The organism is Mesorhizobium sp. M1169 (assembly GCF_040318345.1).
GTDB lineage: Bacteria > Pseudomonadota > Alphaproteobacteria > Rhizobiales > Rhizobiaceae > Mesorhizobium.
The window spans coordinates 1-26517 of sequence record NZ_JAMYME010000041.1 but is presented as its reverse complement, the minus strand read 5'-3'; the positions used below and the strand labels follow the sequence as shown (position 1 = coordinate 26517).

At 59.0% G+C, this 26517-nt stretch carries 21 protein-coding genes, 2 pseudogenes and 1 riboswitch; of the genes and pseudogenes, 8 read left to right on the top strand and 15 right to left on the bottom strand.

The window, feature by feature from the left end; genetic code table 11:
• Positions 1–522: 522 nt before the first annotated feature.
• Positions 523–858, bottom strand: a complete 336-nt coding sequence (locus NKH41_RS34255; RefSeq protein ID WP_502906059.1) for an aldehyde dehydrogenase family protein — start codon at positions 856–858, stop codon at positions 523–525.
• Positions 758–1825 (bottom strand): aldehyde dehydrogenase family protein, encoded by a 1068-nt coding sequence (locus tag NKH41_RS27845; RefSeq protein WP_502906058.1) that lies wholly within the window; start codon positions 1823–1825, stop codon positions 758–760. Before NKH41_RS27845 ends, NKH41_RS34255 begins: the two co-directional genes overlap by 101 nt.
• A 664-nt stretch (positions 1826–2489) precedes the next feature.
• Between NKH41_RS27845 and NKH41_RS27840 the strand changes: the two genes are divergently transcribed.
• Positions 2490–3104, top strand: coding sequence for a GNAT family N-acetyltransferase (locus NKH41_RS27840; RefSeq protein ID WP_352934922.1), 615 nt, complete (start codon positions 2490–2492; stop codon positions 3102–3104).
• 750 nt (positions 3105–3854) lie between these two features.
• Here the strand turns inward: NKH41_RS27840 and NKH41_RS27835 are convergent.
• The 4 genes from NKH41_RS27835 to NKH41_RS27820 form a co-directional block, all read right to left on the bottom strand.
• Positions 3855–4220 carry a peptidase M16 family protein gene (locus NKH41_RS27835; RefSeq protein ID WP_352934919.1) on the bottom strand — a complete coding sequence of 122 codons (366 nt, stop codon included), beginning with the start codon at positions 4218–4220 and terminating at the stop codon, positions 3855–3857.
• Between the two features lie 2 nt (positions 4221–4222).
• Positions 4223–4972, bottom strand: coding sequence for a M16 family metallopeptidase (locus NKH41_RS27830; RefSeq protein ID WP_352934916.1), 750 nt, complete (start codon positions 4970–4972; stop codon positions 4223–4225).
• A gap of 139 nt (positions 4973–5111) precedes the next feature.
• Positions 5112–6533 carry a M16 family metallopeptidase gene (locus tag NKH41_RS27825; protein WP_352934913.1) on the bottom strand — a complete coding sequence of 474 codons (1422 nt, stop codon included), beginning with the start codon at positions 6531–6533 and terminating at the stop codon, positions 5112–5114.
• 962 nt (positions 6534–7495) lie between these two features.
• A complete protein-coding gene (locus NKH41_RS27820) occupies positions 7496–7750 on the bottom strand; it encodes a hypothetical protein (RefSeq protein ID WP_352934910.1) in 255 nt (84 codons plus the stop codon).
• Positions 7751–8095: 345 nt separating this feature from the next.
• Here NKH41_RS27820 and NKH41_RS27815 point away from each other — a divergent pair, with 345 nt between their 5' ends.
• On the top strand, positions 8096–8308 hold the full coding sequence (locus tag NKH41_RS27815; protein WP_023679670.1) for a cold-shock protein: 213 nt from the start codon (positions 8096–8098) through the stop codon (positions 8306–8308).
• A 227-nt stretch (positions 8309–8535) separates the two neighbouring features.
• On the opposite strand, the gene NKH41_RS27810 is transcribed toward NKH41_RS27815, so the two are convergent.
• A complete protein-coding gene (locus NKH41_RS27810) occupies positions 8536–9000 on the bottom strand; it encodes a Ros/MucR family transcriptional regulator (protein WP_352567522.1) in 465 nt (154 codons plus the stop codon).
• A 559-nt stretch (positions 9001–9559) separates the two neighbouring features.
• Between NKH41_RS27810 and NKH41_RS27805 the strand changes: the two genes are divergently transcribed.
• A complete protein-coding gene (locus NKH41_RS27805; protein WP_352452612.1) occupies positions 9560–9862 on the top strand; it encodes a DUF982 domain-containing protein in 303 nt (100 codons plus the stop codon).
• 801 nt (positions 9863–10663) lie between these two features.
• Positions 10664–11719 (top strand): cytochrome-c peroxidase, encoded by a 1056-nt coding sequence (locus tag NKH41_RS27800; protein ID WP_352934907.1) that lies wholly within the window; start codon positions 10664–10666, stop codon positions 11717–11719.
• Positions 11720–11997: 278 nt separating this feature from the next.
• Here the strand turns inward: NKH41_RS27800 and NKH41_RS27795 are convergent, their stop codons facing one another.
• The 3 genes from NKH41_RS27795 to pdxR all read right to left on the bottom strand — a co-directional run bounded on the left by NKH41_RS27795 (position 11998) and on the right by pdxR (position 15429).
• On the bottom strand, positions 11998–12327 hold the full coding sequence (locus NKH41_RS27795; RefSeq protein ID WP_352934904.1) for a helix-turn-helix domain-containing protein: 330 nt from the start codon (positions 12325–12327) through the stop codon (positions 11998–12000).
• Positions 12328–12766: 439 nt separating this feature from the next.
• A complete protein-coding gene (locus tag NKH41_RS27790) occupies positions 12767–13474 on the bottom strand; it encodes a B3/B4 domain-containing protein (protein WP_352934901.1) in 708 nt (235 codons plus the stop codon).
• Positions 13475–13932: 458 nt separating this feature from the next.
• Positions 13933–15429 carry a MocR-like pyridoxine biosynthesis transcription factor PdxR gene (gene pdxR / locus NKH41_RS27785; protein WP_502906057.1) on the bottom strand — a complete coding sequence of 499 codons (1497 nt, stop codon included), beginning with the start codon at positions 15427–15429 and terminating at the stop codon, positions 13933–13935.
• A gap of 83 nt (positions 15430–15512) precedes the next feature.
• On the opposite strand from pdxR, the gene NKH41_RS27780 reads away from it, so the two are divergent.
• From NKH41_RS27780 to NKH41_RS27770, 3 genes are read left to right on the top strand one after another with little or no spacing between them, the layout of a single operon-like run.
• Positions 15513–16745 carry a trans-sulfuration enzyme family protein gene (locus tag NKH41_RS27780; protein ID WP_352934896.1) on the top strand — a complete coding sequence of 411 codons (1233 nt, stop codon included), beginning with the start codon at positions 15513–15515 and terminating at the stop codon, positions 16743–16745.
• Between the two features lie 52 nt (positions 16746–16797).
• Positions 16798–17700 (top strand): dihydrodipicolinate synthase family protein, encoded by a 903-nt coding sequence (locus tag NKH41_RS27775; protein ID WP_352934893.1) that lies wholly within the window; start codon positions 16798–16800, stop codon positions 17698–17700.
• Positions 17701–17733: 33 nt separating this feature from the next.
• Complete coding sequence (locus tag NKH41_RS27770; protein WP_352934890.1) at positions 17734–17952, top strand: FMN-binding negative transcriptional regulator; 219 nt, start codon at positions 17734–17736, stop codon at positions 17950–17952.
• Between the two features lie 99 nt (positions 17953–18051).
• On the opposite strand, the gene metE is transcribed toward NKH41_RS27770, so the two are convergent.
• A complete protein-coding gene (gene metE, locus NKH41_RS27765; RefSeq protein ID WP_352934887.1) occupies positions 18052–20397 on the bottom strand; it encodes a 5-methyltetrahydropteroyltriglutamate--homocysteine S-methyltransferase in 2346 nt (781 codons plus the stop codon).
• A gap of 95 nt (positions 20398–20492) precedes the next feature.
• Positions 20493–20693: riboswitch (cobalamin riboswitch) on the bottom strand.
• A gap of 550 nt (positions 20694–21243) precedes the next feature.
• On the opposite strand from metE, the gene NKH41_RS27760 reads away from it, so the two are divergent.
• Positions 21244–21693: a hypothetical protein gene (locus NKH41_RS27760; RefSeq protein ID WP_352934885.1), complete on the top strand. Its 450-nt coding sequence runs from the start codon at positions 21244–21246 to the stop codon at positions 21691–21693.
• Positions 21694–21812: 119 nt separating this feature from the next.
• On the opposite strand, the gene NKH41_RS27755 is transcribed toward NKH41_RS27760, so the two are convergent.
• The 4 genes and pseudogenes from NKH41_RS27755 to NKH41_RS27740 form a co-directional block, all read right to left on the bottom strand.
• A complete protein-coding gene (locus NKH41_RS27755; protein ID WP_352934882.1) occupies positions 21813–22646 on the bottom strand; it encodes a helix-turn-helix transcriptional regulator in 834 nt (277 codons plus the stop codon).
• Positions 22647–22857: 211 nt separating this feature from the next.
• Positions 22858–24172 (bottom strand): annotated as a pseudogene (locus tag NKH41_RS27750) (MFS transporter); the annotation flags it as partial.
• Positions 24173–24402: 230 nt separating this feature from the next.
• On the bottom strand, positions 24403–25662 hold the full coding sequence (gene tyrS, locus NKH41_RS27745) for a tyrosine--tRNA ligase (RefSeq protein ID WP_352934879.1): 1260 nt from the start codon (positions 25660–25662) through the stop codon (positions 24403–24405).
• A gap of 697 nt (positions 25663–26359) precedes the next feature.
• A pseudogene (locus NKH41_RS27740) lies at positions 26360–26517 on the bottom strand (IS5/IS1182 family transposase); the annotation flags it as partial.

Below are 26517 nucleotides of genomic sequence, written 5' to 3'. Positions count from 1 at the left end.
GTTCGAGGCGCTTGGTCAACCTGGCGCGCCCTGGATCGTGCGCCGATCACCGGAAATGTCGAATGCGAATGCCTGCCTGATGGTATCTTCGATTCTGTCCGAGCCTGTACTGGCGCGGCAGTCGGCCGAAGAACAACTGAGCTACTGACAATCGGAAGGTAGCAGGTTCAAAATTCTGCCCCAGAAACCGGATATTGCGCACAACCAGCGTTCACGATCGCGATGGTGCACAAGCTTCCAACCAGACCCGCGCAAAAGACAGCCCGTCGCCTGAAGATAGTCGGCCAGGGCCGCCAAATCCCTCGCAAGCGTATCCTCCGTCACTTGCACGCCGTCTTCGCCGACAATGAAGACGCTTGTCTCGTCGGGAGATAAGTCCAGCCAGGGTGCTCCTTCAGGATTGCGTGTTTGCTCGGGTACGGAGCCGCCCCTCAGTTCCCAATCGAGGTGCGATCCTACAATTCACATATTTGGAGATCGCTCGCTAGGTTACCCGGTCTGTGAACCCTGCAAGCCGAAAATTCAGATGCCGCCCATGCAGAGATATTTCACTTCGAGGTAGTCCTCGAGGCCATGGCGGGATCCCTCCCGCCCGATGCCGGACTGTTTTATCCCACCGAACGGCGCCGCTTCTGAAGACATCCGGCCGGTATTTACGCCGACCATTCCATATTCCAAGGCCTCGGCCACACGCCAGACACGCTTCAGGTTGGAGGCATAAAAGTAGGCCGCGAGGCCGTAGATCGTGTCGTTGGCCTCACGCACGACCTGATCCGCATCTTTGAAGCGAATAATCGGTGCCAGCGGCCCAAATGTCTCTTCTTGCGCGACGGTCATCTCGCTGGAGACACCGGTCAGGACTGTCGGTTGGAAAAACGTGCCATTCGTGCCGATGCGTTTGCGCCGCCTTTGGCGACGGCATCGGCAATATGGGATTCGATCTTGGCCAAAGCGTGCTTGTCGATGAGCGGTCCGATGTCCACTCCGGGAGCGAAACCGTCACCAACTTGAAGTTGGCGAGCCCGTTCCACGAATCCTCGACGAACTCGTCGTGAACGCCCGACTGGACGTAAAGGCGGTTCGCCGAAACGCAGGTCTGGCCGGCATTGCGGAAACTTCGCCTGGATCGCACCGTCAACCGCGGCATCGATATCGGCATCATCGAAGACGATGAAAGGTGCATTCCGCCGAGCTCAAGGCTGACTTTTTTGATCTGGTCCGTGCACTGGCGCATGAGAAGGCGCCCGATCTCAGTCGACCCGGTGAAGCTGATCTTGCGGACCTTGGGATTGGTACAAAGTTCGCGGCCGACCGCGTCACCTTCGGACGCATAGATCAGGTTGACGACGCCTTCGGGAAAGCCAGCCTGATGGGCGAGGGCGAACGTTGCTCCCGCCACGAGCGGCGTCTGTTCAGCGGGCTTGAGGACGATCGTGCAGCCCGCCGCCAAGGCTGGCGAGATTTTGCACGCCACCATCGAGGCCGGGAAATTCCATGGCGTGATCGTGCCAACAACGCCGATCGGTTGCTTGATCACCAGCATGCGGCGGTCCGTCGATTGTGCGGAGATCGTCTCGCCATAGATGCGATTGGCCTCTTCGGCGTACCATTGCAGATACGCAACCGCATGCGACACCTCCGACTTGGCTTCGGCAATCGGCTTGCCTATCTCCGCAGTGAGAATCGCCGCGAGGTCGTCGGCGTGGTCGACGATCAGCTGATGCCAGCGCCAGAGCATGTCGCTGCGCTCCCGGGCGGTCAAAGCCGCCCATTCCGCTTGCGCAATATAGGCCTTGTCGATCGCCGCGCGTCTCCTCCACGCCAATGTCGGGAAGTTCTGCCAGCAATTCGCCGGTCGGGGGTTAACGACCTCGAATGTCCGCTCGCCGATAGTGGGGCCAAGTGCCGGCAGGCGATCAATGGGTCCAAACAGGTCAGGGGATCTCAGGTGACGGATCATCGGCAGGCACAGGGGCAATAGCGGATCCGGACGGTCTATTGGTGGAGGCGGATGTATTGCGCACGTGCGGCTTTCGCATAGGACCTCGGACGGACGGGGGTAGACCACGTTACTAGTTGGAAAGGGAAAGTTACTTTGCATTCTCTAGAGGTGGCGCATGTTCAGGCGCTTCGTGTGGACCTACGCGCCAACGTGCTGGCGATCTAGTGCCAGCGCGAGCTGAACCGCGTCGCCGGTCAGCTCTCGAAAGAACTCTGCTTGCCTATGGGCCAACATCAAGGGTGTGATTCTCGACTTCTCGCGCCCAGGCAAGGCCTGCAACCTCCTTGGGTGACTTCAGCACATCATCAGCGTGCAATGGCCGCCCGTCTCAGCGAATTTAAAGAACCTTCAGCATCCCGGAAACCAGATTATTGCAGAGATTTCCTAGAACTTTAACCCAACAAACGCGCATTCTAGGAGATCATAGTCCCATGTTTGTTGTGGGCGCCGCTCAATTGTCAGTGCCGGATCAGAAAGGAATCTTCTGATGCACATCCTAGAAACGCCGCGCCTAATCCTAAGGCCGCCGTCGCAGAGCGACCAGCTTCTTCTACACGGACTTCATAGCGATCCGTTCGTGGTGAACGCCATCAGAGATGGGGACTATCCGACGATAGAACAGTCGAAAGCTGCACTGGTTCAGTTCATCAATCATTGGCAGCACAATCGTTTCGGCTTATGGATGGTGTTCGTCAAAGATGAAGGCCAAGCCAGGAAATTCGCTGGCTATTGTGGATTGATGTGCATCGGCACGTATCTGTCCGAAGATCCGAATTATGTGTCCGCAGATCCGAATAACGTGGAAATCATAACCTGCCTCCACCTTGCGGCCTCCGGAAAAGGGATCGGGGTCGAGGCCGGAAGGGCAGTGGTCCAATTTGCTTTCGATTATTTAAAGGTTGAAAAAGTGATTGGATTCATCCGCCCAAAGAATACGCGTTCGCTTATAAAGAATCTAAAGATCGGTTTGTTCTATGTCGGAGACACAATTGGTGAGAAAGGAACTAGGCGACGGTTTGAGGTTTCTCCAATGACGGCCGTAAAAGCAGATGGCTTACTCGTTTATGACTACAACGATCAAGAAGGTATTGGATATCATTAGTGCTGCCACCAAACCGCATTGTTCGGGGCGCTATAACCCTCGATGAACTTGGCACAATTGTTGACACTCAACGGCCGAGGGCAAGCCGTCGCGCAGTACAGCTGATGGATAGAACTGCGATTCATTCCGATGCAGCATCTGGTCTTCAACCGAGGCATGACGCGATTGACGCGGACGGGCATTATCGACATGCCTCAAATTCGATCCTCGGTTGAGGGCGGACCACGGCCCCTTGAAATCGAAATATGCTGCAGCCGAAATGGTGGGGAAGAATCGCGAAGGTAATAGAATACGGCCGTTAGAAATGTGAGCAATGCGGAAAACGTGCGCACGAAAACATAAAAATACATAACAGCCTCTCATGACGGGAAGATGTTACCTGCACAATTATTCCCTTGCTAAGTGCCATGCGAGCGCATGAAGTGAAGGAGAGGGGCGGTCTATGACGAGTGTGTTTCATCGCCTTCCCAGGCGCAAATTTCCGATCGCCATGCAGGGTGACCATTGAAAGACGCCATCCTGATCGCCGCCTACTCGATGGCTCGCGGTTCTCACTAAACCTAGGCTGAACAATCGTTCGTCGGCTTCGCCACGCACACCGGTGCATGCTGGTGGCCTGCGCCTACAACGATCGGCGTCCTCTATCCACTCGAAGAGAGGCTGGCCTGACGAGGAGCGCGCCACATTAATCGGCCGCCCGAACCGACGAATGCCTCGCAAGGCCCGAAAACCGCTCGTAACAGATCCCGTTTACCCCACGGAACCGATTTCGTCCCCGGCGTCACAAGGGGAGAAGGAAGGTCGAAATGGGGTCCTGGGCTTATCCTTTGCCCCCAGCGGCGGGCCGACGACCATAATGGCTGGCTCGGCCGAAAGCAGCTTCTTCGCCGCTGCCTTGACCTGGTCGAGCGTCACCTCATCGATGAGGGCGGCGCGGCGCTGGATGTAGTCGAGGCCGAGATTGTCGAGCTGCAAATCGACCAGCGTGGCTGCAATCGAGCTCGAGGAATCCAGATGTTTGATGGCATAGACGCCGATCAGATATTTCTTGCTCGCCTCGAGCTCGGCCTCCGTCGGCCCCTTCTCCGCCATATCCTTCACCACCTGACGGACCATGCTCAGGGTCTTGGCGGCGCGGTCCGAGCGTGTCGCTGTCGTAACCAGCAGCGCATTAGAATGCTGGTTATATCGACCAGATAAGAGCGGACGCCATAGGCAAGGCCGCGCTTTTCCCGCACCTCATCAAACAGCCGCGAGGTGAAGGCGCTGCCACCGAGAATCTCCTTCATCAGCTCCGCGGGGAAGAAGTCCGGCGCACTCCGCTTGAAGCCTGGAAAAGCCAATCGCAGCGAGGTCTGCGGAAGATCGTAGTTCACCTCCACCTGCTGTCCGAGTTTTGCAGAGACATCGGCAACGGGGGAAAGCGTCTGCTTCTCGCGCAAATCGCCGAACAGCTGGTCGAGCTTGTCCCTTACCGTCTTGGCGTCGATGTGGCCAACCACTGCAACATGGAGCCCGTCGGGAGCAAAAGTCGCCTGGTGGAAGGCGCCGAGATCGGCCGGCGTTATCCCGGCGAGGCTCACTTTGGTACCTTCGTCCGGCCTCGAATAAAGGTGCGTGCCGTAGATCGCGCGCCGCCATTTGCGCTGGGCGATTGTCTCGGGGTCGCGCTCATTGGCGATGATGCCGCAGAAAATCTGGGCGCGGATGCGGTCGACCGCCTCCTGGTCGTGAGGCCTTCCTTGCCGGCCCGGGTCCTGCGCGGTGCCGCCGTCGAAGACGAAGCGGATGGCGATGATCGGCACCGTATGATCCTCGACCAGCCAGGCGGTGATGCCCTTTGCCGATTTGACTTCCTGGATAGTCATTGCGCGGGCGGCGAGCGCCGGCAAGATGAGAAGAGGATGGAGAGGAACAGGGTGGCGAAGGCGCGCCAGGTCTTCCCTTCTCCCACAAGGGGTGAAGGGAAGACCGGCTGGCGCATTTGCATGGGGATGGAGCTCATGATCAATTCCCCGCCTGTTGCTGCGGCAAAAGATAGCCTGTGGTCGAATGGTCGAGCACCAGAAAACGCGCGGCGACCGCCTTGACCTCGTCGGTGGTGACCTTGCGGACGCGGTCCGGCCTCTCGAGCACGTCCTTCACATTGCCACCGGTGGTGAGCGTCTTGCCATAAATGTTGGCGATGTGGTCCAGCTCGTCGTGCGCTAAAATCACAGAGCGGATATAGCGGTCTTTGGCCTTGTCCAGCTCGTCGCTGGTGACGCCATCCTTGGCGATCCGGGCGACTTCGGCAACGGCCGCCGCTTCGAGATCGACGAGCTTTGCATCGCCGCGCGGCGAGCCGGAGATGGTGAAATTGGTGTCGTCTAGCATGGTGCCCTGGAAGGAGGCGTCGGCCGCCGAGGCTATGCCTTGCTTGACGACAAGCTCCTGATATAGCCGGCTGCGGTTACCGCCGCCGAGGATCTCGGCCAGCAGGTCGAGCGCCTCGGCCTCGCCGGGCTCTGCCGTATGATAGGACGGCACCACCCATTGAGTGGAAAAGCTCGGCACCGAAACGCGCGCATCGGTCAGCGTCACTGTGCGCCTGGTGTTCTGCTCCGGCTCGACCGGACGGTTGCGCGGGGGCAGGTCCGGCCCGCGCACAACCTTGCCATAGGTCTTCTCGGCCAGCGCCTTCACCGTCTCAGGCTCTACGTCGCCGGCCACCACCAGCACGGCGTTGTTCGGTCGGTAGTATTTGTTGTAGATGGTGAATGCGTCGGTGCCGTTCAGCTTCTCCATCTCCTGCATCCAGCCGATGACCGGAATGCGGTAGGGCTGGTTCTGCCGCAACGTCGCGTTGACCTCCTCGTCCAGCAGAGCATGCGGGTTCGTCTCTCTGCGCCAACGGCGCTCCTCCAGGATCACGTCACGCTCGGTCTTGATATCATCGTCGTTGAGGATGAGGTTGAACATGCGATCGGCCTCGAAGCCCATCATCTCACCCAACGCCGAGGGCGCCACCGTCTCGAGGAAGGTGGTGTAGTCGTAGGCGGTGAAGGCGTTATTGTAGCCGCCGATGGCTGAGACGGCTCGGTCGAACTCGCCGGCGGCGTGGTTGGTCGTCGCCTTGAACATCAGATGCTTGAGGAAATGGGCAAGGCCTGATTTGCCGGGTGGCTCGTCGGCGCTGCCGATCTTGTACCAGACCATATGAGTGACGATCGGCGCGCGGTGATCGGGGATGACGACCACTTCCATGCCGTTGTCGAGCAGGAAATCCGTCACCTTGCCGCCGTCGGTGGCGGCCAAAGCCGGAGCGGTCGTCACCAAGGCCAGCGCGGTGGCAATGAACGCCTTGCGCAGCCAGGGGGACGATCGATGGCTCCGGTTGTGATGGCTGGTCGAAAGGCAAAATTCGAGGGAAAGTGATTTGTTCCTCATTTTGATGAAGGCGCTGCGTCCCCGTCTCCCCGCGTGGGAGGATCGGCGGGCAGCGCCGAGGCAGATGAATAAGCTCTTCATGGGGCCAGGCCTTACTCGAGCCTCATCTTTGGATGGACCCAGGAGACCTGCGGCGGTATTTCTTGGTGAGGTGATCATGGGACGGATACTCCTTGGTCCGCGACGCCTTGCGGATGACCAAGCATGCACCGTGCCAGATCAGAAAACCGTTCGAGGCATGTGGACAAGTCCGGCTCTGCCATGCTGCGCATGCGACATTGTCGGACATCGGACAGGGCCGAACGCGACGCGCGCGCGGCTGAGGATATCTTCTTCGTTCGGAAGACGATTGGGCGCGCTGCCGGGGGAGGGGTATAGGATGCGCTTCGAATGGCCGCTGCACTGACGGTGAGAATGGAGATGTTGGTCGCCCCAGCGGAACCCTGTCCTCGACAGCCAGACCGGGTCGATGCTGAAGGGCAGAGGCGTGAGCAGCCCAGCCAACTCGAGCGCGGAGCCTGCTCGCGCGCGAAGACGGATCTGATCAAAGATCGGCGAGTTGGGCGATATCCGCGAGGCGCTGGAAAACGAAGATCGTAGGACTCGGGCCGGAAAAAACGATGCGGTTGCGCGCTTCTGGCGTAATGCGCCTGCCGCCAGGCCGTTGAGCCTGATGAGTTGCTGCGGGAAAGGGGAGTGTTTGCGCGGGACCTTGATCAAACGTAAGAAACAACCGTCGAGCTCGCCGTGGATGGGGGCATGCAGGCACGTTTGTCGCTGGAGGACAGCAGCACGGAAGGTGTCCGCGCTTGCCGTCGTCGCTGGGTACCAAACAGGAGAATTTGGCGGTCGCGATCGAATTCATCTGCGTAAATACCGCCTGGCTGTGCTCGGTTTGCCGGCGAACAGATTTTGCCTTCTTTGCGGCTGCAAACGCATCGCTGGCGGCGTGGTCCCTTAGGTCAAGAGCATCGGGTGAGTAACAGCCTGATCCTGCTCAATCTGATACGCGCCAACCGCCTCGCCGGATTGTGGAACCGCTCGCGGGTAGCTTCTACCACAAACAGCAAGGTCATGAAATCAAGTAGGAAGTCATCGATCGCTTGAGCGATTGTTTCTGACTTGCCCTTGAACTGGTCCAGCAAAACGCGCGCGTTATCGATCGCTTCCACGCTGGTGGCATCTATTAACGCCTCGACCCTCTTGAAACAATCCAATTCGAAACTCCTTCAAGCGCTTGCCAAGCCGTTATGCACGAAGGTAGCTCCGTGAACCACCCGACCTTTGACCTGGCGGCACGAGCAGCGGTCGGCCTTACGTCCCGTGCCTCCAAGCACCAGCCATAGACGTGGCGCTGAGGAGCGTTGGAAGGATCGGGCGCTTCCGGCCATGCTCGAGCGGTAGTGTAGGACACTGCTTGCTGGCGACTACGGCCAAAATGGAGTGCGCCAGCTGATCGGGGCTTAACAATTTTTCGCTTTTTGCTGCGCCCAAGTCTCGGCTATGAGTCGGGCAGGCCTAATGGCCTGCCCACGTTGCAATTGTTAAGGAGGAACACGTATATGCCTACTGGAACGGTAAAGTGGTTCAACAGCACCAAGGGGTTTGGATTTATCCAGCCCGACAATGGCGGTCCGGATGTTTTCGTCCACATTTCCGCTGTCGAACGCGCGGGCCTCTCGACCCTCGCTGACGGCCAGAAGATCAACTATGAGATCGAGCAGGATCGCCGCACCGGCAAGTCCTCCGCTGGCAGCCTCAGCAAAGCTGGTTGAAATTTTCTCCTGCGTCTTGGCAAGAGTGGGCGCGTAGGTCCGGAGGTCCTCACGGCCGCTCGATAGGAGCGAGCAAAAACTGAGGGCAGCAGATTGCTGCAGGCGTCGCGAATTCCTCATGAAACAAAGTTGTTTGAAAGGAAGGCGGGGTTGGCCCCGCCTTTTTATATGACGAGCAGATTAAGCCGATGGCTGCAACGCTCCAGAACGAATCTCGATTGCCAAAATCAAGCCGCGACCTTCTTGCGGGTTCGCTTCGTCGGCTCCGGTGCTTCCGGCGCTTTCGGTTTGCGGCCGAGCCCCATCGTCTTGGCCAATGACGAGCGCGCCGCGGCGTAGTTCGGCGCGACCATGGGATAATCCGCCGGCAGGCCCCATTTGGCCCGATATCCATCCGGCGTCAGCCCATAGTGGGTCGACAGATGGCGCTTTAGCGATTTGAATTTCTTCCCGTCCTCAAGGGAGATGATGTAGTCCGGTGTCACCGACTTCCTGATCGGGACTGCAGGCGTAAGGGCAACCGGCTCTTCTGCAGAGACACCTCCGGCCGTCCCTTTCAGAGCCGCGTGCACTTGGCCGATGAGGGCAGGGAGATCCCCCACCGGGATCGGATTGTTGGAGACATAGGCTGAGACGACATCGGCCGTGAGCTCGATGAGGGTGTCGATGTTTTTTTCGGCTTCTTCTGTCATGAAACTCTCCAGGCGGCGTGAAACACAGTCGGCGAAGCGTCGCTTCATAGTGGCGGTCGCCGCTGAAAGCAACAAAGGTCTCGACATGATTATTGCGATGCTCGCCCAGCGAGATTCTATGGCGCGGTATCCGCCGTCGTGACCGTTGATCCGCCCGTTGTTGGCGACCTGCCGCGGTCCTTGCGCATTTTCAGGCGCGTCTCGGCCGTAAGCTTTGCGCCGAAATGACCAGTGATCTCGAAACGAAGCAGGCTATTTCTGTTTCGCCATCCTCTTTTTGGCTGTGAAATCGATGGCAGAGCAGTGGCCGCTTCCTGGTGGCGCGTGGAGGAACTATCAAGCGTTGATTCGCAATGGTCGAAACGATCTAGATTCATCCGGTGAGCCGCTCTTGCAGCAGGATGTTAGGCATTGACCCGCTGGCAAACCGAGGACATCACGCCGCTGCTTTGCTATTGAACCGCTATCGCTGTGACAACACATTCCGCAATGGTGGGCGGGTGTAGAGGAGGCGCCTGTTCACGCAAAACTAGCGGTTTCAGCAGGTCGGGAGGAACGAATGAGCTCAGGGACTTTCAGCAGCCCACTTTTCGTAAGGCGTGCAGCGCACATCGTGCAAGAGATTGCCAGTCCTGCGGATGCTATCGATTTTCTCAACGAATGGCCAGAAGATCGCAGAGACCGGATCTACGAAGCCGCCCTCAGGGCGTGCTTTGATGCATACAACGGACGAAAACCTGCGAGCGCAGCGCGCAAGGCTGTTTTCCGCTTTGCGAAGCAGGTCGCCATATTGGAAGATGCAACCTCGGCGATGCAATGGCTCGCTGCCTGCATGTCGGGCAGTGGAAAAGCGCAAGTATAGGCGCCGCAGTCGTGTGTGAGGCTGGAGCGGGTACGCCGACGAGGTTATTGTGTCGAGATTTCGCCGGCATCTGGAGCGTAGTGTAGCGAACAAACAATATTTTGCGGCGCTATGGCGATGTTAATCATCTTGTTGTATTTGTAAATCAGCTTCTCGCGATAGGATTGCAACGCCTCCGGTGTGAAAATCACTGCGTGGGACTTGGTTCTCAAATTCATGATGGTAAATTGCCGTGTAATGATTGCAAAGCAGTTGGCCCCATCGAAGCAAGATGATAAACGAAGCCAAAATTGTGCTCCGTCGTCTGCCAATATTCGCTCTATGGAGGCCTACAAGCCAATTAAAACAGCTACTCAGGCGCCTCTGAAATTCGTGTAATTCTGCTCACCCCAAACGGCCCTCTACAGTCGAAATAAGATCGTCCCGCAAAGGTGCTACAAGACACTATCGCGGATCGATTTGGGCCAAGGTCGATCTGGCGAAGGCAGGCGGAAGTCGAGCAGGACCTGCTGCGGAACAGATAACCGGCCCCAAACCGACTCCGACACGGTGGCCCCGATTTCTTCATAGTTGAAGGCGCAGAGAGAACCGGAGCACGGCTCCGGCGCCGCCGCTTGCCGAGCAGCGATCCTCCGCCTCCCAAAATCCAATCGAGAAGAGCGTTCAATTCCGGGACGGTCCAAGCTCTGCCGCAAAAACAGGTGTCAGACCCCCGGTCCTCTCCCGCAACTGATCTAGCGCAGGGCGTTCATGAGCCGCATATCCCAGAGTGGCTGCGTGCACGACGCAGCGAGATCATTTATGAAAATCCTATTCAGTACGATGGCTGTCCCCTTGCTGACGGCCATCGCCTTTGCTGCGGATTCGATCCCCGCAGACCTCAGAGAAACGGCAATGGCCACTTTCAAGGCTTTGCCACCCACCACGCCGGCAGTCGCCAACAACCCGATCACCCCGGAAAAGATCGCTCTCGGCAAGGCACTGTTCTTCGATCCACGCGTCTCTGCGTCAGGCGTCTTGTCGTGCAACTCGTGCCACAACCTGGCCACCGGCGGCGACGACAATCACGAAACCTCGATCGGCCATGGTTGGCAGAAGGGACAGCGCAACGCGCCGACTGTACTGAACGCTGTCTTCAACATCGCCCAGTTCTGGGATGGTCGTGCCGAAGACCTGAAGGCTCAGGCGAAGGGACCGGTCCAAGCCGGGATCGAAATGGCCAATACACCGGGCCAAGTCATCACCACGCTCAAGTCCATGCCGCAATATGTCGAGTGGTTCGATGCAGCTTTTCCGGCTGAAGCCGATCGGGTCACCTTCGACAACCTCGCCAAGGCAATCGAAGCCTTCGAGGCGACACTGGTCACGCCGGCCCCCTTCGACAGTTTCCTGAATGGCGATGACGCCGCCATGACTTCCGAACAGAAACAGGGCCTGGCGCTTTTCATGGACAAAGGCTGCTCGTCCTGCCATGGCGGTATCAACGTTGGTGGGCAAGCCTATTACCCATTCGGCCTCGTGGAACAGCCCAGCGCCGAGGTCCTGCCGGAAAAAGACAAGGGCCGATTTGCGGTCACCAATGCAGCCGACGATTCCTATGTTTTCCGCGTGGCGCCGCTGCGCAACGTTGCACTCACCGCGCCATACTTTCATTCGGGCAAGGTTTGGGATCTGAAACAGGCCGTTGCCATCATGGGAACCACCCAGCTTGGCGTGGTACTGGCGGACGAAGAAGTCGACCTGCTTGTTGCCTTCCTCAACTCGCTGACCGGAAAGGCACCCGAGGTCGCCTATCCCATCTTACCCGCCGAAACGGCGACAACACCCCGGCCTATAACGCAGATCTTAGGAAAATAAACGGCCAGCTGACTGCGGAACATCGCAATTGACAATGATTGCGACTTTTACTGGACGAGACGAGTCGCGACGTCCATGAGAACGCAAATGGCTCGTTTCCAAAAGTGCAGACACTGCTTCCGTCACCAGCTCGTTGCGATGGAATCATGTTTGGGATCTGGCGTGCGACATGCCAAGGAAGGCGTCTGACGCATGAGGCTCGCGCGCTGTCGATACCGCGCGGCGGCCGGCCATCGCGCTGGCGGCCGAATTGCCGCGCGCCGAAGTGATCGGCCCCCTTAGGGCGAAGGGGCAGCCACTCCGTCCTCCATGTCCAGCGATTCTTCGACTGCTTCCGGATTCCGGGCGATGGTCCAAAGGAGAGTATTCGCCGCTGCATCCGGTTTCGAGCGACCTTGCTCCCAGTTTCGAAGCGTTGCCAGATCGAGGCCATACCTCACGGAGAATGCCTCCTGAGAGAGCTTCGTGCGATCCCGGACTTCGCGAACACTTATCGGCCGCGGCGCATGAACCTTCGCGATCACGCCTGCGGACGACAGTTCATTCTTCAGTGGCAATAGGTCGTCGACGCAAGGAACCGTCACGAACGCCTTGCCGTGATCGACCATCTCCGTGAGTATCGCGTGGGCCGTCCTGAGCGGCAGCTGTCTCTTAACGAGAATCCGGGCGGCCTCAGGAGTATTCGCGCCGTGAAGAAAACTGAGGCTCAGTCGGACGGGAGAGCCTGACGACACCGGGACGACGTCCCGGGTTCGCACCCGTTGTCCGTACCGCTCCATGAATTTCGATGTAGTCGACATTAAGCTTCTCCGCGATCACTCGACCGAGCTTGCGCAATTTGGACCATCCCCACTGGAGGCATCGCGATAAAAGTACGCCAAACAACGCTAAGGGAGAACAAGCGGTGATCTGATTTCGTTCGACGCTCGTTTTCGAGAGCCGTTCTGGGTCGTTCGCAATCAACTGTGTAGGCCAGCGGAGCGAGCAAGGAGCGCCAGATCCGGACAGGGCTGAGTGGGGTGTTTCTCCGAAAGGTGGGGCCATACCCTAAGGAACACGAGATGTAGTGGACTCGTCGATTCGCGCGGTTTCGATTCGCGCACCCGGGCACAACGCTTGGATAAGTCCCATCAAATGCTCTCCGGTGGCCGTCATCTGTTTAGCTGACACTGGGCCGAGGGCTTCCAGCACGAGCCACATGGCGCGGGTATCGACCGTGACCATGGTGCGCCGCCCCTGCCGCCAGTTCCAGCGGCGGCACGTGACACCGGCATCATCGCACCAGATGACTTCGCCCGGTTCGGGATGCTCGGTTACCATTTCACCTTGCTGGATCGTGTCGAATGGCTCCGCTCCCTTCGCAATTAAAAGTCTCGGGACCCCCTGGTAAAGATCGAGATCCTCCCCGCCAATCGGAACGCCGTACAGCACGCTGACGGCATTGTAGGCATCAACCAGTGGGGATATCCGCGGGAGAGAGCCATCTTTCCGCACCCGCTTGAGAAGCGCGGCGGCCGAGCACGGCGTTCGATTGGCCTTTGTGCCGAAAGCCTCGTAGGCAACGGCCCACGCCGCAAGACGCGCGTCCCTTTGGGCGTCATCGCGAAGCGCCGCCTGTTCCGCCGCCGCAATCGTGTCGTTCAACGCCTGTGCATCCGGCACGTCGATTTCAGCGTTCCGCACCACAATGCTGATCAGATGAAAATCCGGGTAGCGGGCCTTGATCTCGGGGGCAATCAATGGCGTGAAAGACATGGGATGCTCTTTTCTCATGGGGAGGCTTTGCGCTGCGGGTCGTTCGGGAAATGTTTGAAGAAAGGTGCTTGTCGAGCGTCCAGATCTTCTGGCATCGCATGGTGCATGCCGCACCATGCGCTGGATAATTCGATCGTTCGGCGGTGGACAAGGCCTGGTAGAGATCGTCGATTATCTCTTGCGGGTGCTCGAGCCCGCCTCGGCCGGCAACAAGCTACGCCTCCGCCAGATCCTCCATTTCATTAGGAGGCAGCGGGCGCGATATGGATGTGAAGCAGCTTTCCTTGCCGGGTCATGCATCGCTCTCGGAAATTCGTCTCGCACGAAAATCTGCCGCCAAACTGGCCTGATCAACAGCACCAGTTGCATGGCGTTTTCCCAGTCCAGTTGGCTTGCAAACGAAATGCGGTTCAGCCCAAGGGTCGGTTTCCTCGCCAGCACGCCACGTCCCCGCCGTTTTAGCCACCGTGTCCCGGCAACGCGTCTTGCACCTGCTTGACAACCGCTCGCAGGATCTCAACGCCCTTCTCGATCTGCCGAATGCTCAAGGCGGCATAGCCCATGACAAGCCCCACGCGATCGATGTGGCCTTCGTCCGACTGCCGCTCGTAAAGGGGCGAGATCAGGTGTAGCCCCAGGCCCGCGCCTCGGGCGGCTTCGACCAGGGTCGTTTCCCGCGATCGCGGCAGTTCGTCGAACCAAACGACGACGTGCAGACCGGCCTCTGCTCCCTGGACAGCGATGCGATCGCCGAAGCTGCGCCGCAAGGCGCCCAGCAACGTCCCCCGACGCTCGCCGTTCAGCCTGCGCACGCGCCGCACATGGCTTTCGTACCCGCCACTCTCGATCAAAGAGGCCAGAGCCTCCTGTTCAGCCACCGGCGAATGCCGGTCCGCGAATTGTTTGGCGGTTGCGAAGACCTCCTGCAATTCCGGCGGGACGACGAGGTAGCCGATACGCAGCATCGGCGAGAGCGTTTTGGAGATCGTGCCGAGGTAGATGACAGCCCCGTGGTCCTCGAGACTGTGCAGCGGAGGGACCGGATTGATGTCGTAGCGATATTCGCTGTCGTAGTCGTCCTCGATCACGTAGGCATTGTTGTGCCGCGCCCATTCCAGAAGCTGGTGGCGGCGCGTGATCGGCATGACGCCGCCCAGCGGAAACTGATGCGATGGCGTGACATAGGCCAGTCGTGCCCCGATCCCCGCCAGCAACTCCGTCTTCATCCCGTCCTCGTCGACGGTGACCGGGACGGGCGAGGCACCCGTACTGGCAAAGACCTGACGCGCCATCCTATAGCACGGGTCCTCGATGACGAAGCGGTCGGCGGGATCGAGAAGCAGGCGAGCGCACAGATCTAGGCCCTGCTGCGAACCGTTGACGATGATGATCTGCTCGAGGTCGCAACTCAGGGTTCGGGCGCGCCAGAGATAGCCCTGGAGCGCCTGGCGCAGCCGGCGCGAGCCGCGAGGATCGTCATAGGCAAGACGCAACGGGCGCTGCCCCATCGCCTTGCTCATCGCACGTTTCCAGACCAATGCGGGGAAGTCTGACGGCGCCAGGTCGCCATAGCGGAAATCGACCTTCAGCCCAGTCGGCAGATAATCCGGCCAGGGCGGCGTGACGCGCAGTCGTTCGCCATAGGCGGACAGATGAACCGGGCCGACTCGTTTCGCGACAGTGCGGCTCGTCTCAGGACCGATCAGCGAAGATGCAACGCGAGGTCGTGCGCCTTGACGGACTTCGATGAAACCTTCCGCGGTCAGTTGCTCATAGGCGACCGTCACCGTCGTTCGCGAAACGCCAAGGTCATTTGCCAGGCCTCGGGAGGACGGCAGCTGACTGCCGGTTTCATAGACGCCGCCGAGGATTTGCTCGCGAAGAGCCTCGTAGATCTGGCGTGCACCCATCGCGTGCGAGCGACCTGCAGAACCGGCACTTGAAGACTGGACCATTTCATTCATTGCTAACTGGATATTTCACATTGGCCAGTTTGCCGTCAATCTTTCGGAAACCCAAGAAAGATCTAGAAGGCCGAATGACCCGCTCCTATCAATCCGAAACCGATGCTCTCACGCGGTCGCTCCACGACACCGGTCCCGGATTCGCCACTCGGGCGATCCATCATGGCTACGATCCCGCCGGCTTTTCCAATGCCGTTCAGCCGCCAGTCTTCTTGACCTCGACCTATGGATTCGAAAGCGTGGCAGCGAACGAGGCCGCCGCCGCCCTTGGCGGAAGGCTCTATGCGCGCGAATACAATCCGACGACGGAGATCCTCGAGCAACGGCTCGCCAATCTGGAAGGAGCCGAGGCAGGTTTGATCGTTGCCTCGGGGATGGCGGCTTTCGGCACACTGATCTTGTCGCTCCTGTCCCAAGGCGATGAACTCATCGTCCACAAGACGCTTTATGCGAACACGCTTGCCATGGTCGAACAGGCGGTCCCCCGCTTCGGCATCAAGGTCGTCGCGGTCGACCTGTCCGATCCTCACAATCTCGATGCCGCGATCACCGAGCGGACCCGGCTTGTTTTCTTCGAGACGCCGGTGAATCCGCTGAGCCGCATCCTCGACATCGCTGCCATTGCCGAGCGCGCCCACGCGCGCGGTGTAAAGGTTGCAGTCGACAGCACCTTCGCCTCGCCCGCGCTCCAGCGGCCGCTCGAACATGGGGCCGACCTCGTGCTCCACTCCCTGACCAAATACATCAATGGGCACGGCGATGCCCTTGGTGGGGCGATTCTCGGCCACGCGCAAACGCTCCGCACGCTGCACGAAACGGGCCTGCGCTACATCACCGGCGCAGCGCTCTCGCCCATGTCAGCCTTCCTGATCCTGCGCGGTCTGAAGACGCTCACGCTGCGCATGGAACGCCACAGCGCCACGGCCCTTGCGGTGGCTCAGGCGCTCGAGGCGCACCCGGCGGTGGCATGGGTGAGTTATCCCTTCCTCGACTCGCACCCTGATCAGGTGACGGCGCGAAAGCAGATGTCCCAAGGGTCGGGCATGTTGGCCTTTGGCCTCCACGCTGGGTTCGAGGGCGCGCGGCGGATGATGGACCGGCTCAACCTGATCACCCGGGCTGTCAGCCTCGGCGATGCCGACAGCCTCATCTATCATCCGGCAAGCCTGACCCGTGCTCGTCAGCCGATCCGCAAGGATGCGCATCTGGCCGATGGAGTCGGCGAGGACCTCATGCGTCTCTCGGTGGGTCTTGAAGACGCCGATGACCTAATCGCCGACCTGCGGCGGGCTCTGGACGCCCTGTGATGACCTGTGGTCCGGCCAGTCCTGCGCTCGCGTACAAACCCGGAGCCTTGCCATGGCATTCCTGAGCGGCCTTTCCGCGTTTCCCATCACGCCGACCGATCGGGACGGCCGCGTCGATACCGTTGCTCTGCGCAAGCTGATTGCCAGGCTTTGCGCCGCTCAGGTCGATTCCATCGGTCTTCTCGGCAGCACCGGCACATACATGTATCTGACGCGCGAGGAACGGCGACGGACGCTCGCCGAGACCTTGGACGAAACCGGGGGACAAATGCCGGTCGTGGTGGGTGTGGGCGCGCTGCGCACCGACGAAGCAGTGAGGCTCGCGCAGGACGCTAAGGCCCTTGGGGCTGCCGCGGGGTTGCTTGCCGCCGCCTCTTACACCCCGCTCACTGATGACGAGGTGTTCGAACATTTCTCGACGGTGGCGTGCGAGAGCGGCCTGCCGATTGTCGTCTACGACAATCCAGGAACGACGCATTTCCATTTCACCCCAGCACTCGTCAGCCGCCTGGCAAAGGTGGGTGGGATTGTCGCTATCAAGAATCCGACAGACAAGGGCGATGCGATCAAGAGCCATCTGGCCGACCAGAGGCGCACTGTGCCGGAAGGGTTCTCGATCGGCTACAGCGGCGACTGGAACGCTGCAGAGGCCATGATCGCCGGCGCCGACACATGGTACAGCGTCCTCGCCGGCATCCTGCCCGAGGTCTGCGTGAAGATCGTCACGGCGGCGCAACAGGGCGATGCGGCCGAAGCGCGACGGATCGATGCCACGCTTGCGCCGCTCTGGAGCCTCTTCAAGGAGTTCTCGAGCCTTCGCGTCGTCTATGCACTTGCCGAATTGCTCGACATTTGCAGTGCCGAACCCCCGCGTCCCATCCTGCCTCTGCCCGCACCAGCAAAGCTCCGGATCGTCGCGGCGCTGGAACGCTTGCCATCAGATGCCGGCCGGTAAACACCAACCCAGCGGCCCGTGAAAGGAACTGTCATGTATTTACCCGCGCATTTCGATGAACCGAGCCGAGAAGTCCTCTACGAACTGATCGAGAACAGTGCACTTGGCATGCTGATAACCCATGGCCGGAGCGGTCTCGACGCCAATCACATCCCCTTCGAACTCGACACGTCACAGGGAGAAAACGGTGCCCTTTACTCCTGCGCGATTAATACACGTGCCGAAGGAAAGTGCACATTCTCGCTCGAGTGACTTATTTCAAAGGATGTGATCGCGTTTTGGCACATTCACGGCCGACATGCGGCAGCCCGGTCACTCACCACATGGTGAGCAACCAGGAAACCCTCCGGCCTACACTTTCTCCCGGAGCGCGCGTGCTGCAGCAACCATGTTCATGAGGGCAGGGCGGACCTCCTCCCATTTGCGTGTTTTGAGGCCACAGTCCGGGTTTACCCACAGTTGGGCATCCGACAGTCGCTCGCGGGCAAGCATGACGAGATCCAAAATCTCGCCGACTTCCGGGACGCGTGGTGAGTGAATGTCATAGACTCCGGGACCGATTTCGTTCGGATATTTGGAGCTCGTGAAAGCGTCCAGCAGCTCCATTTTCGAGCGCGACGTCTCAATCGAAATGACATCCGCATCCATTTCAGCGATCGCGTCGATGATCTCGTTGAACTCCGAATAGCACATGTGGGTATGGATTTGAGTCGCGTCCTTTACACCCGTTGAAGCGATCCGGAAGCATTCGACAGCCCAGTCGAGATAGTCGTTCCAATCAGACTGGCGCAGTGGCAATCCTTCGCGAAACGCGGCCTCATCGATCTGGATCATCCTTGCGCCGGACCATTCGAGATCCGTCACTTCGTCGCGGATGGCGAGCGCGATCTGGCGGCATGCTTCAGAGCGGGGTACGTCGTCGCGAACAAAAGACCAGTTGAGAATGGTCACTGGGCCTGTGAGCATTCCCTTCACAGGCTTTTCCGTAAGCGACTGGGCGAATTGCCACCAGCGCAGCGTCATCGGATTGGGCCTCGATACGTCGCCGAAGATGATGGGGGGGCGCACGTAACGCGACCCATAGCTCTGCACCCAGGCATGCTGGGTGAAGGCGAAGCCGGACAGCTGCTCGCCGAAATGCTGTACCATGTCGTTTCGTTCGAACTCGCCGTGCACCAGCACGTCCAGCCCGATCTCTTCCTGCCAGCGAATTGCAGCCTCGATCTCCTTCTTCAGGAAGGTCTCGTAGTCGACATAGCTCAGCTGGCCCTTCGCATGAGCGGCCCGCGCCCTGCGTACCTGCGGCGTCTGCGGGAAGGACCCGATGGTCGTCGTCGGGAACGGCGGCAGCCCCAGCGTGCCGGCCTGGACTCTGGAGCGCTCGGCAAAAGCGCTCTCTCGTCGCTTCATGCTGTCGTCAATGCTGGCGATCCGCCCCTCAACAAGCGGGTCATGGATCTTCGTGGATGTCACGCGGGTGGCGGCAGCCTCGGCAGACGCTTTCAACGCGCCTGCCACCGCATCCGTGCCTTGGGACAGGGCCTGGGCCAGCAACACCAACTCGTCGGTCTTCTGGGCCGCGAAGGCGAGCCACGACCTGATGTCCGCGTCGAGTTCCGTCTCCATGCGCAGGTCGATCGGCACGTGCAGCATCGAGCAGGAAGGCGCGATCTCGACGCGGTCCAAGGGCCAGCCGGCGACGATCGGTTTGATGCGGTCGAGAATGGCGGGCAGGTTCGCACGCCAGACGTTGCGGCCATCGATCAAGCCAAGCGAGAGCACCAGATCCTTCGGTGCGAGCCGACCCACGGTTTCCAGCTGCTCGGGAGCGCGCACGAGATCAATATGCAGCCCGGCCAGGGGCAGAGAAACCGCGGTTTCGAGATTGTCTCCCAGCGGCCCGAAATAGGTAGCCAGCATGATCTTCAGCTCGGGCGCGGCTTTCGACAGCTGGCCATAGGCGAATTCGAACGCAGCTCGTTCGTTCGGGTTCAGATCGAGGACAAGCGCTGGCTCATCGATCTGCACCCAGTCGGCTCCCGACAGCTTCAGCCTCTGCAGGAGTTGCTCGTAGACGGGCAGCAGCCGCGGCAGGAGCGCGATGGGATCGAAGCCTTCGGCAGGCGATTTAGCCAGCTTGAGGAAGGTGACCGGTCCAAGGATGACTGGGCGTGTGTGAATGCCGAGAGCTTTAGCCTCGAGGAAGTAGTCGACCGGTTTCGTCGACGAGAGGGCGAACGTCTGATCATCGTCGAGTTCCGGCACAATGTAGTGATAGTTGGTGTCAAACCACTTGGTCATTTCCATCGCGGTTACATCAGGCCGATGAGCCGCCTGCTGGTGACCAGCGTGTCCACAATCCTCCGTCTGACCCTGGTTGCCGCGCGCCATTGCGAAGTAGATGTCAAGTGGGACCTCGCCGCTATTCCAGCCGTAACGGGATGGAACGGCGCCGACCATGGCTGCGGTGTCGAGCACATGGTCGTAGAGCGAGAAGTCGTTCGACGGGATTTTCGACACGCCGCGATCGTGCTGCTCCTCCCAGCTAGCGGCACGGAGCGCCTTCGCGGTCGTGAGAAGGTCGGCAGCGGACGATTTTCCGGACCAGTAGCTTTCAAGCGCGAATTTCAGTTCTCGCCGACGACCGAAGCGGGGCACGCCGAGCGTTGCTACAGGAATTTGCTGAGAGACAGTCATGCCAGACCCCGATGGTTGGGGCGTCGGTGACAAGGAAGGCGCTAGCAGGCCGGCACGAACGCCAGGCTGCAGCGGCCACCGAGACACCCCGCCCGTGGACGTAATTCGCCGTGGCAGGTCTCCTGGCTCGCGGGGTCATAGCCTCTACCGGTCTTCCCAAGGCTATTCGCCTCAGTGACATGAGTGGGGTTGGCTCGCCGCTAACAGTTGCGGGGGCAGCGCCGGCATCGCACCGGCTTCCCTCTTAGCTCCGCTGCGGCAGCGCCGTACGGAGAACCACGACGCGGGAGACAATTACAGCAGTTCGCTTCTTTGTCAACGCCGCATAAAGAAATGTTTATGCCGTTATGTTAAATTTCCGTTGGCATGTTGCCAAAGGTCGCCTTGAAAGCGAAACTATGGAAGCCTTGAGCGGCCGGTAAATCAAAGCAATAACGCACAGCGGTCCAGGAGGATAGGAGTTCGTCGGCTGCTGGCAGCAAACATACCGGCAAGCGCCGTGGTGCTGCTTAGCGCATCATGCGAACCACCTCGGCGTCGAACTTCGGCTCCGAGGTTCCGACCGCTTCGTTGGTGATCTGCTCGCGACCATATTCGGCCCAATGGCGAGGCTGTTGCCCATGTGGAAGCTGTTGGCCGTGATGCCCTCGGTGATATGACACAACGATTTCGGGGGGAGCACACCGAGGCCAGGCGCAGCGGCGTGTTGCGAAGTGATCGAGGCCAATGTCTCGAACTGCTTGTTCGCAGCCCACCGGCTCAAGGTAACCCGGCTCAAACCACCGGGCCAGCTCAAGTCCTGTCCAAATGAGGCCTGGGCGGCAAATCGTCGTGCACGCGCACGGTTTGGCGTTCGATCTTGTGATGCGTCTTGGGCGGACAATCGCCACGGTGGAGCGCGCAGAAGCGGTCCCCAATTGGGAAGCCGAGGGCGGTGAGGACAAGCCAGCGCCACAGGCGGAAGGGGACTTGGACCTGTTTGCCCTGCTGGACCACAAGTTCGCGACACAGGGCCTCAAGGAGAAGACCAAGAGTGATTATGCGCGGGACCTCGCCAAATCATCAAAAGCAGCGGGCAGTCAAAGTTCGGCGCCGATTGACATGGAGATAGCCATCGCGGCGGACCCCCAGGCGGACCGCAAGCCGGAATACAACCGGGTGCAGGCGGCCAAGCTCGTCCACAAGATGGCGTCGGGCACATACCGACGATGGGAGAGCGGACCGTGGAGTGCAGGAACTTCACGCCTATCCACGCTCCCGTGGACGTGTCCTGCGGCACATTGGCAGCGATATTGAGGAGGCAGTTGAGCTTCTGGTCGAGCACTCTTACCTGCCACTACCTACGCTTAACGTCATCTCGTACTGAAAACGCACCACGCAAGGTCAGATGTAACATGCGCCCTTCGTGGATGGTTCTAAGCTTCCTCGGGCGCGGTCAATCTGTGATAACGGTCGCTTGGAACCTCCATCACCGCGACGCGATCAAGGTTGGCGTATCGCGCTCGGTAGTAACCTTCTTCCTCCACTTCGGCGAAACTACACTGGGGAACGTCAAAGGTCGCAGCTTCCAATCCGAAGAAAGTCGTAGCGGTTTCTTCATCCAAGAAGTTCCACTCATCTTCTCCGTCGTCATATGTGACGCGAACATGGGAGGCCATGCGCACGGCTTCCTGATCACCCATCTCTGCGATGATGGCATCGCATTCTTTCTTCAGCTTTCCTGAAACCTCACCCTTATCCCAGTCATCCAAAGCCCGATAGATTTCTGGATGATAATACTCTGGCATCTCCTCTACATCTTCACCGATAAGCTCAATGGTGCGGACATATTGCGGATTTATCAAGAGTATTTTGTTGTCAAGGCTCCAACAATACAGCCATGGCCTGCTTGTGTTATTTCTACGAAGATTATGAAGTTCCTTCAACTGACGTAAAATCGATTCACGCGCCTTTTCATCGATAGGATATTGGCGGCTGCCAACAGTCGTCTTGATTCTGAGCGTGCCGTATCGCGTTTCGGCATCGGCAATTGCAAACGGGCTCGTGCGCCACTCCTCGACATCAATCTTCCAGCCCAGCAGCTCCTCGACCGTGCATTTCAACGTGAGACAAAGGTCCTTGATCTGCTCGACGTTCAACTGCGTTTTGCCTGTTTCCCAACGGGCCACAGTCTGTTGCGTCGTTGCCATCTGCTCTGCCAAATCTTTTTGAGTCATGCCCAGTCGAACCCTAAGCTCTTTCATGTTCATAACTCACCTCGCGTGTTCAACACACGCATTGTGGATGAATTAATCTAATCGTCAAGCGTGTTCAAAAATCGCAGCATGTGTTTTTAGGGCGTCTTCGAGGCTCCGGCAGCCGTTCGTGACCACTTGCGCAAGACACAGGGCTGGTACACAGCACGAATGGGCGATCAAAAATTACTGCTGAAATTCAGATAATTATTGTGGGCGAGTCTGGATCTCTCTGATCGACACGATAGTCGACCATCACCATGATCGGACCGCTTCGTGGCCGCAGGTCAAGTTGCAGCGTCGGTTCGCTGAACTTGTTGGTCGGATCCAGATTGAGCGTTTCAAAATCCGGCTGACGCAGAAGGATGCCCATCAGTCCCCCAATGACAAGAACCAGCTGGCGGACGAGCAAGGCTCCCGAAACACCTTGGACATCCGCCAGTTCGCCCCAAAGCCAGCTTCCCGCCGCCATGCCGCCGTATGTGGCCGTCTGATAGAGAGAGGGCGCGTCCAACCACCCACCGCGGCGCCGAAAGCTGCACTGTGACGTTAAACAGCGAGAATGATTGAATCCAGGCCGCACCGGCTGGCATGAGGTTGAGACAGCTCAGCCCAACGTGCTCGCTCCATGCCCGAAAGAAGCAGCTGATCGCCAATACAAAGAACGCACCGCGAATGACCCATTCGTTGGAGAGAACTTCTCGGACCCGCCCGATGAGGAGCGCGCCGCAAATCGCTCCCAGGCCGAAGAAGCCGAGCATCACGCCGTAGGTGACTGCGGTCCCTTTGATCTGTTCGCGAGCGACCAACGGCAGGAGAGCCAAAATGACAACGGCGGTGAGGCCGAAAAGCTCCGGCACATCACCTTGAGAAGGTTCGGCGACAAGAGCACGTAACGGAAGCCCGCCGCCATCGCACTGCCGAAAGCCTCCCGCGGCAGCGCTTGTCGTGCCCGTTCGGCTTTCCATCGCAACAGCGCAGCGATCAGAGCGAAGTAGCAAAGGACGTTGAAGAGGAACGCGAAGGCCGCACCGGCTGTGGCCACGATTATGCCGCCAATCGCCGGCCCGATGCTGCGCATGAGATTGTAGCTCATGCCGTTGAGCGCAACCCCGCTTGGCAGGTGTTCGCGAGGCAGGATATCTCCCATGGAGGCTTGCCAAGAGGGATCGTGCAATGCCCAACCACAGCCGATTAGGAAGGTGAGACCCAGAAGGGTCCAGGGTGTCATTCCCCGCATAGGTCAGGAACGCCAGGAAGGCGGATACGCAGACCATCAGCAGTTGCGCAGTCAACATGATCCGGCGACGGTCAAACTTGTCCGCGAGCGCTCCCGCCGCGAGCGAGAAGATCATGTAGGGGAGGGTGGTCGATGACTGGACGAGCGCCACCATTCCATGGGAGGTGGCGATGCTCGTCATCAGCCAAGCTGCCGCCGCACCTTCCACTAGGGTGCCAAGGTTCGAAATGAGTGCAGCCGACCATAGCGAACGGAAGGTCTTGTGCTGAAAAGGAACCAGTGAAGATGTTCTCTTCGCCATTGTGGGAAGCTTCGGGATCGACCGCGGGGCTGGATTTGGTTCGCCTCACTCAACCATGGCCTCGCCATACAAGCCAAGCTGCCACAGTGGCGCGCCTGCTAACCCAGAAAACTTGGCGGCCTTAACTACCCCCTGAGGAGTGTCTCTCGACATTCCTCAGGGAACTCGACGCGAATGTCTGCAATATCCGCTAAGCGGGCAGAATTTCTGCGACAGCATTTGCTGAAACCCTACTTTACAACAGTGTGGCGCTTCCGGCCGAGCGAAAGCCGGATCGGGAGGTCTTGGGAAGATATCATTGTATCAACCTCGACAACGTTGCCGTTGATCCGCACACCTCGTCCCGAGATCGCCCTTCGCGCTTCCCCTTTGGAGGAGGTCAATCCGGCGCGTACCAGCAAATCCACAAGGGCTACTCCGGCCAACCCCTCGGCGTCATTTAGATGAAGCGTCGCTAGCCCCTCTGCGGCTTCGCCCTGCCCAAATGCTTGGCTAGCCGTGGCCTCCGCCTGTTTGGCGGCGTTAGTTCCATGTGCCAGGGCCGTAGCTTCGTTGGCGAGACGTTCTTTGACGGCGTTTAGCTCGGTTCCTTCAGCCTGTCCAAATCGCTCGATCTCGTTCATCGGCAGATCGGTGAAAAGCTTCAGAAACCGAACGACATCAGCGTCTTCCGTGTTACGCCAGAATTGCCAGTAATCGTATGGCGAAAGGCGATCTTCGTTGAGCCACACAGCTCCGGCAGCCGTCTTACCCATCTTGACACCTGAAGGAGTCTTCAGAAGCGGCGTAGTCACTCCGAAGACTTCCTTTCCATCCGTCCGCCGTATCAAGTCGATGCCATTGATGATGTTCCCCCACTGGTCGGCTCCACCCATCTGCAAACGGCAACCGGTCCGGCGGGTTAGCTCAAGGAAGTCGAACGCTTGGAGGATCATGTAGTTGAATTCTAAGAAGCTCAGATTCTCCTGCTTTTCCAGCCGCGACTTCACACTGTCGAAAGAGAGCATCCGATTGACGGAGAAATGCCTGCCGACGTCTCTCAGCATGTCGATCCAACGAATGCTGTCCAGCCAGTCGGCATTGTTCACCATCACGGCATCCGTCGGGCCGTCTCCGAAGACAAGGAGACGGCCAAAGACCTTTCTGATCCCTTCAATGTTGGCGGCGATCCGCTCGTCCGTCAGCATCGGCCGCGCGTCCGAACGGAAGCTGGGATCGCCGATGCGGGTGGTCCCACCCCCAATGAGAACGATGGGTTTATGGCCAGTCTGCTGAAGATGACGAAGCGCCATGATCAGAAGAAGATGGCCGACATGAAGACTGTCAGCCGTCGCATCGAAACCAGCGTAAGCGGGTACGATGCCTGCTTCAAAGGCGGCATCGACACCCGGCAGGTCGGTCCCTTGATTTACATAGCCGCGCTCAATGAGCGTCTTCAAAGCCGCCGAATATGGTTTGGAATGACCGGTTGATAAATCGGGAAGTGCCATAGGGAATCCTCCTGGTATTGCCGCCAGGGGGTCCTCTCAATGAACAAAGCCGCCTGACGGCGGCTTGTTTCAAGGCATGATCGAAACGCGCCGCTCCTTATGGAAGCGTCGCATAATAGATTGCAGCGATGAGCGCGGACTTGATCATGTGCCGATGCATAAAGGACTTTATCCGCACCTGCAAGCAATCTGAAATGGCTACTTCGGGGAGCTGCCGAGCCTCTGTCGCGACGATTTGCAACTGACTTTTGCACCTCGCAGAACTCAACTTTTGCGACAACATTTCCTGCTTCCCGCTTTCCTTCTGATGTCGAGCCCAGCGCGCTTCACCTGCGCTTCGCTGCAGCCGGTCAGCTTTGCCGTCCTGCTGATACTGTTGCCGCCAGACCGGAAGACAATAATGCGTTCGTGTGTCACCAAGTCAGCTTGGCCTCCGGCGGGGCGGCTTATCCGGATGACTGCACGCGATCAGTTGCTGGTTCAAGACAGGGAAGAAGGCCTGCATCGCCTTTGCCGATGTTCAAGGTCAGTTCAATGTGGGTAATTTTCCGACGCCGTATTGCGCCACCGGCAAAAATGGCGTGAATCCTGAAACCTACGCCTGCAATTGGTGGATTGTGTTGAAGAAGTCGGTGATTAAGCCAGGCGTTCTTTTCGCCGCGACGAGTTGCGATTGGGTCGAGGCGGCCTCCTTGCCCTAAGTGGCTGGGATTGGTGTCCGGATAGTGCAGATCTTGGCCAATTTCCTGAGGTTCTGGGCGATGGCTGCGAGGTGGAACTCATCGCGGGCACCACAGGGGCCGCGCAATCGCAATCGATCGAGCTTCAGGATGCGCTTGAGGTGCGCGAACAGCA

Bases quoted from the DNA above. Each gene is read 5' to 3' on its own strand.
- NKH41_RS27840 (WP_352934922.1), top strand. From the start codon at position 2,490: ATGCACATCCTAGAAACGCCGCGCCTAATCCTAAGGCCGCCGTCGCAG.
- NKH41_RS27835 (WP_352934919.1), bottom strand. From the start codon at position 4,220: ATGGTCCGTCAGGTGGTGAAGGATATGGCGGAGAAGGGGCCGACGGAG.
- NKH41_RS27830 (WP_352934916.1), bottom strand. From the start codon at position 4,972: ATGACTATCCAGGAAGTCAAATCGGCAAAGGGCATCACCGCCTGGCTG.
- NKH41_RS27825 (WP_352934913.1), bottom strand. From the start codon at position 6,533: ATGAGGAACAAATCACTTTCCCTCGAATTTTGCCTTTCGACCAGCCAT.
- NKH41_RS27815 (WP_023679670.1), top strand. From the start codon at position 8,096: ATGCCTACTGGAACGGTAAAGTGGTTCAACAGCACCAAGGGGTTTGGA.
- NKH41_RS27810 (WP_352567522.1), bottom strand. From the start codon at position 9,000: ATGACAGAAGAAGCCGAAAAAAACATCGACACCCTCATCGAGCTCACG.
- NKH41_RS27805 (WP_352452612.1), top strand. From the start codon at position 9,560: ATGAGCTCAGGGACTTTCAGCAGCCCACTTTTCGTAAGGCGTGCAGCG.
- NKH41_RS27800 (WP_352934907.1), top strand. From the start codon at position 10,664: ATGAAAATCCTATTCAGTACGATGGCTGTCCCCTTGCTGACGGCCATC.
- NKH41_RS27795 (WP_352934904.1), bottom strand. From the start codon at position 12,327: ATGGTCGATCACGGCAAGGCGTTCGTGACGGTTCCTTGCGTCGACGAC.
- NKH41_RS27790 (WP_352934901.1), bottom strand. From the start codon at position 13,474: ATGTCTTTCACGCCATTGATTGCCCCCGAGATCAAGGCCCGCTACCCG.
- pdxR (WP_502906057.1), bottom strand. From the start codon at position 15,429: ATGGTCCAGTCTTCAAGTGCCGGTTCTGCAGGTCGCTCGCACGCGATG.
- NKH41_RS27780 (WP_352934896.1), top strand. From the start codon at position 15,513: ATGACCCGCTCCTATCAATCCGAAACCGATGCTCTCACGCGGTCGCTC.
- NKH41_RS27775 (WP_352934893.1), top strand. From the start codon at position 16,798: ATGGCATTCCTGAGCGGCCTTTCCGCGTTTCCCATCACGCCGACCGAT.
- NKH41_RS27770 (WP_352934890.1), top strand. From the start codon at position 17,734: ATGTATTTACCCGCGCATTTCGATGAACCGAGCCGAGAAGTCCTCTAC.
- metE (WP_352934887.1), bottom strand. From the start codon at position 20,397: ATGACTGTCTCTCAGCAAATTCCTGTAGCAACGCTCGGCGTGCCCCGC.
- NKH41_RS27755 (WP_352934882.1), bottom strand. From the start codon at position 22,646: ATGAACATGAAAGAGCTTAGGGTTCGACTGGGCATGACTCAAAAAGAT.
- tyrS (WP_352934879.1), bottom strand. From the start codon at position 25,662: ATGGCACTTCCCGATTTATCAACCGGTCATTCCAAACCATATTCGGCG.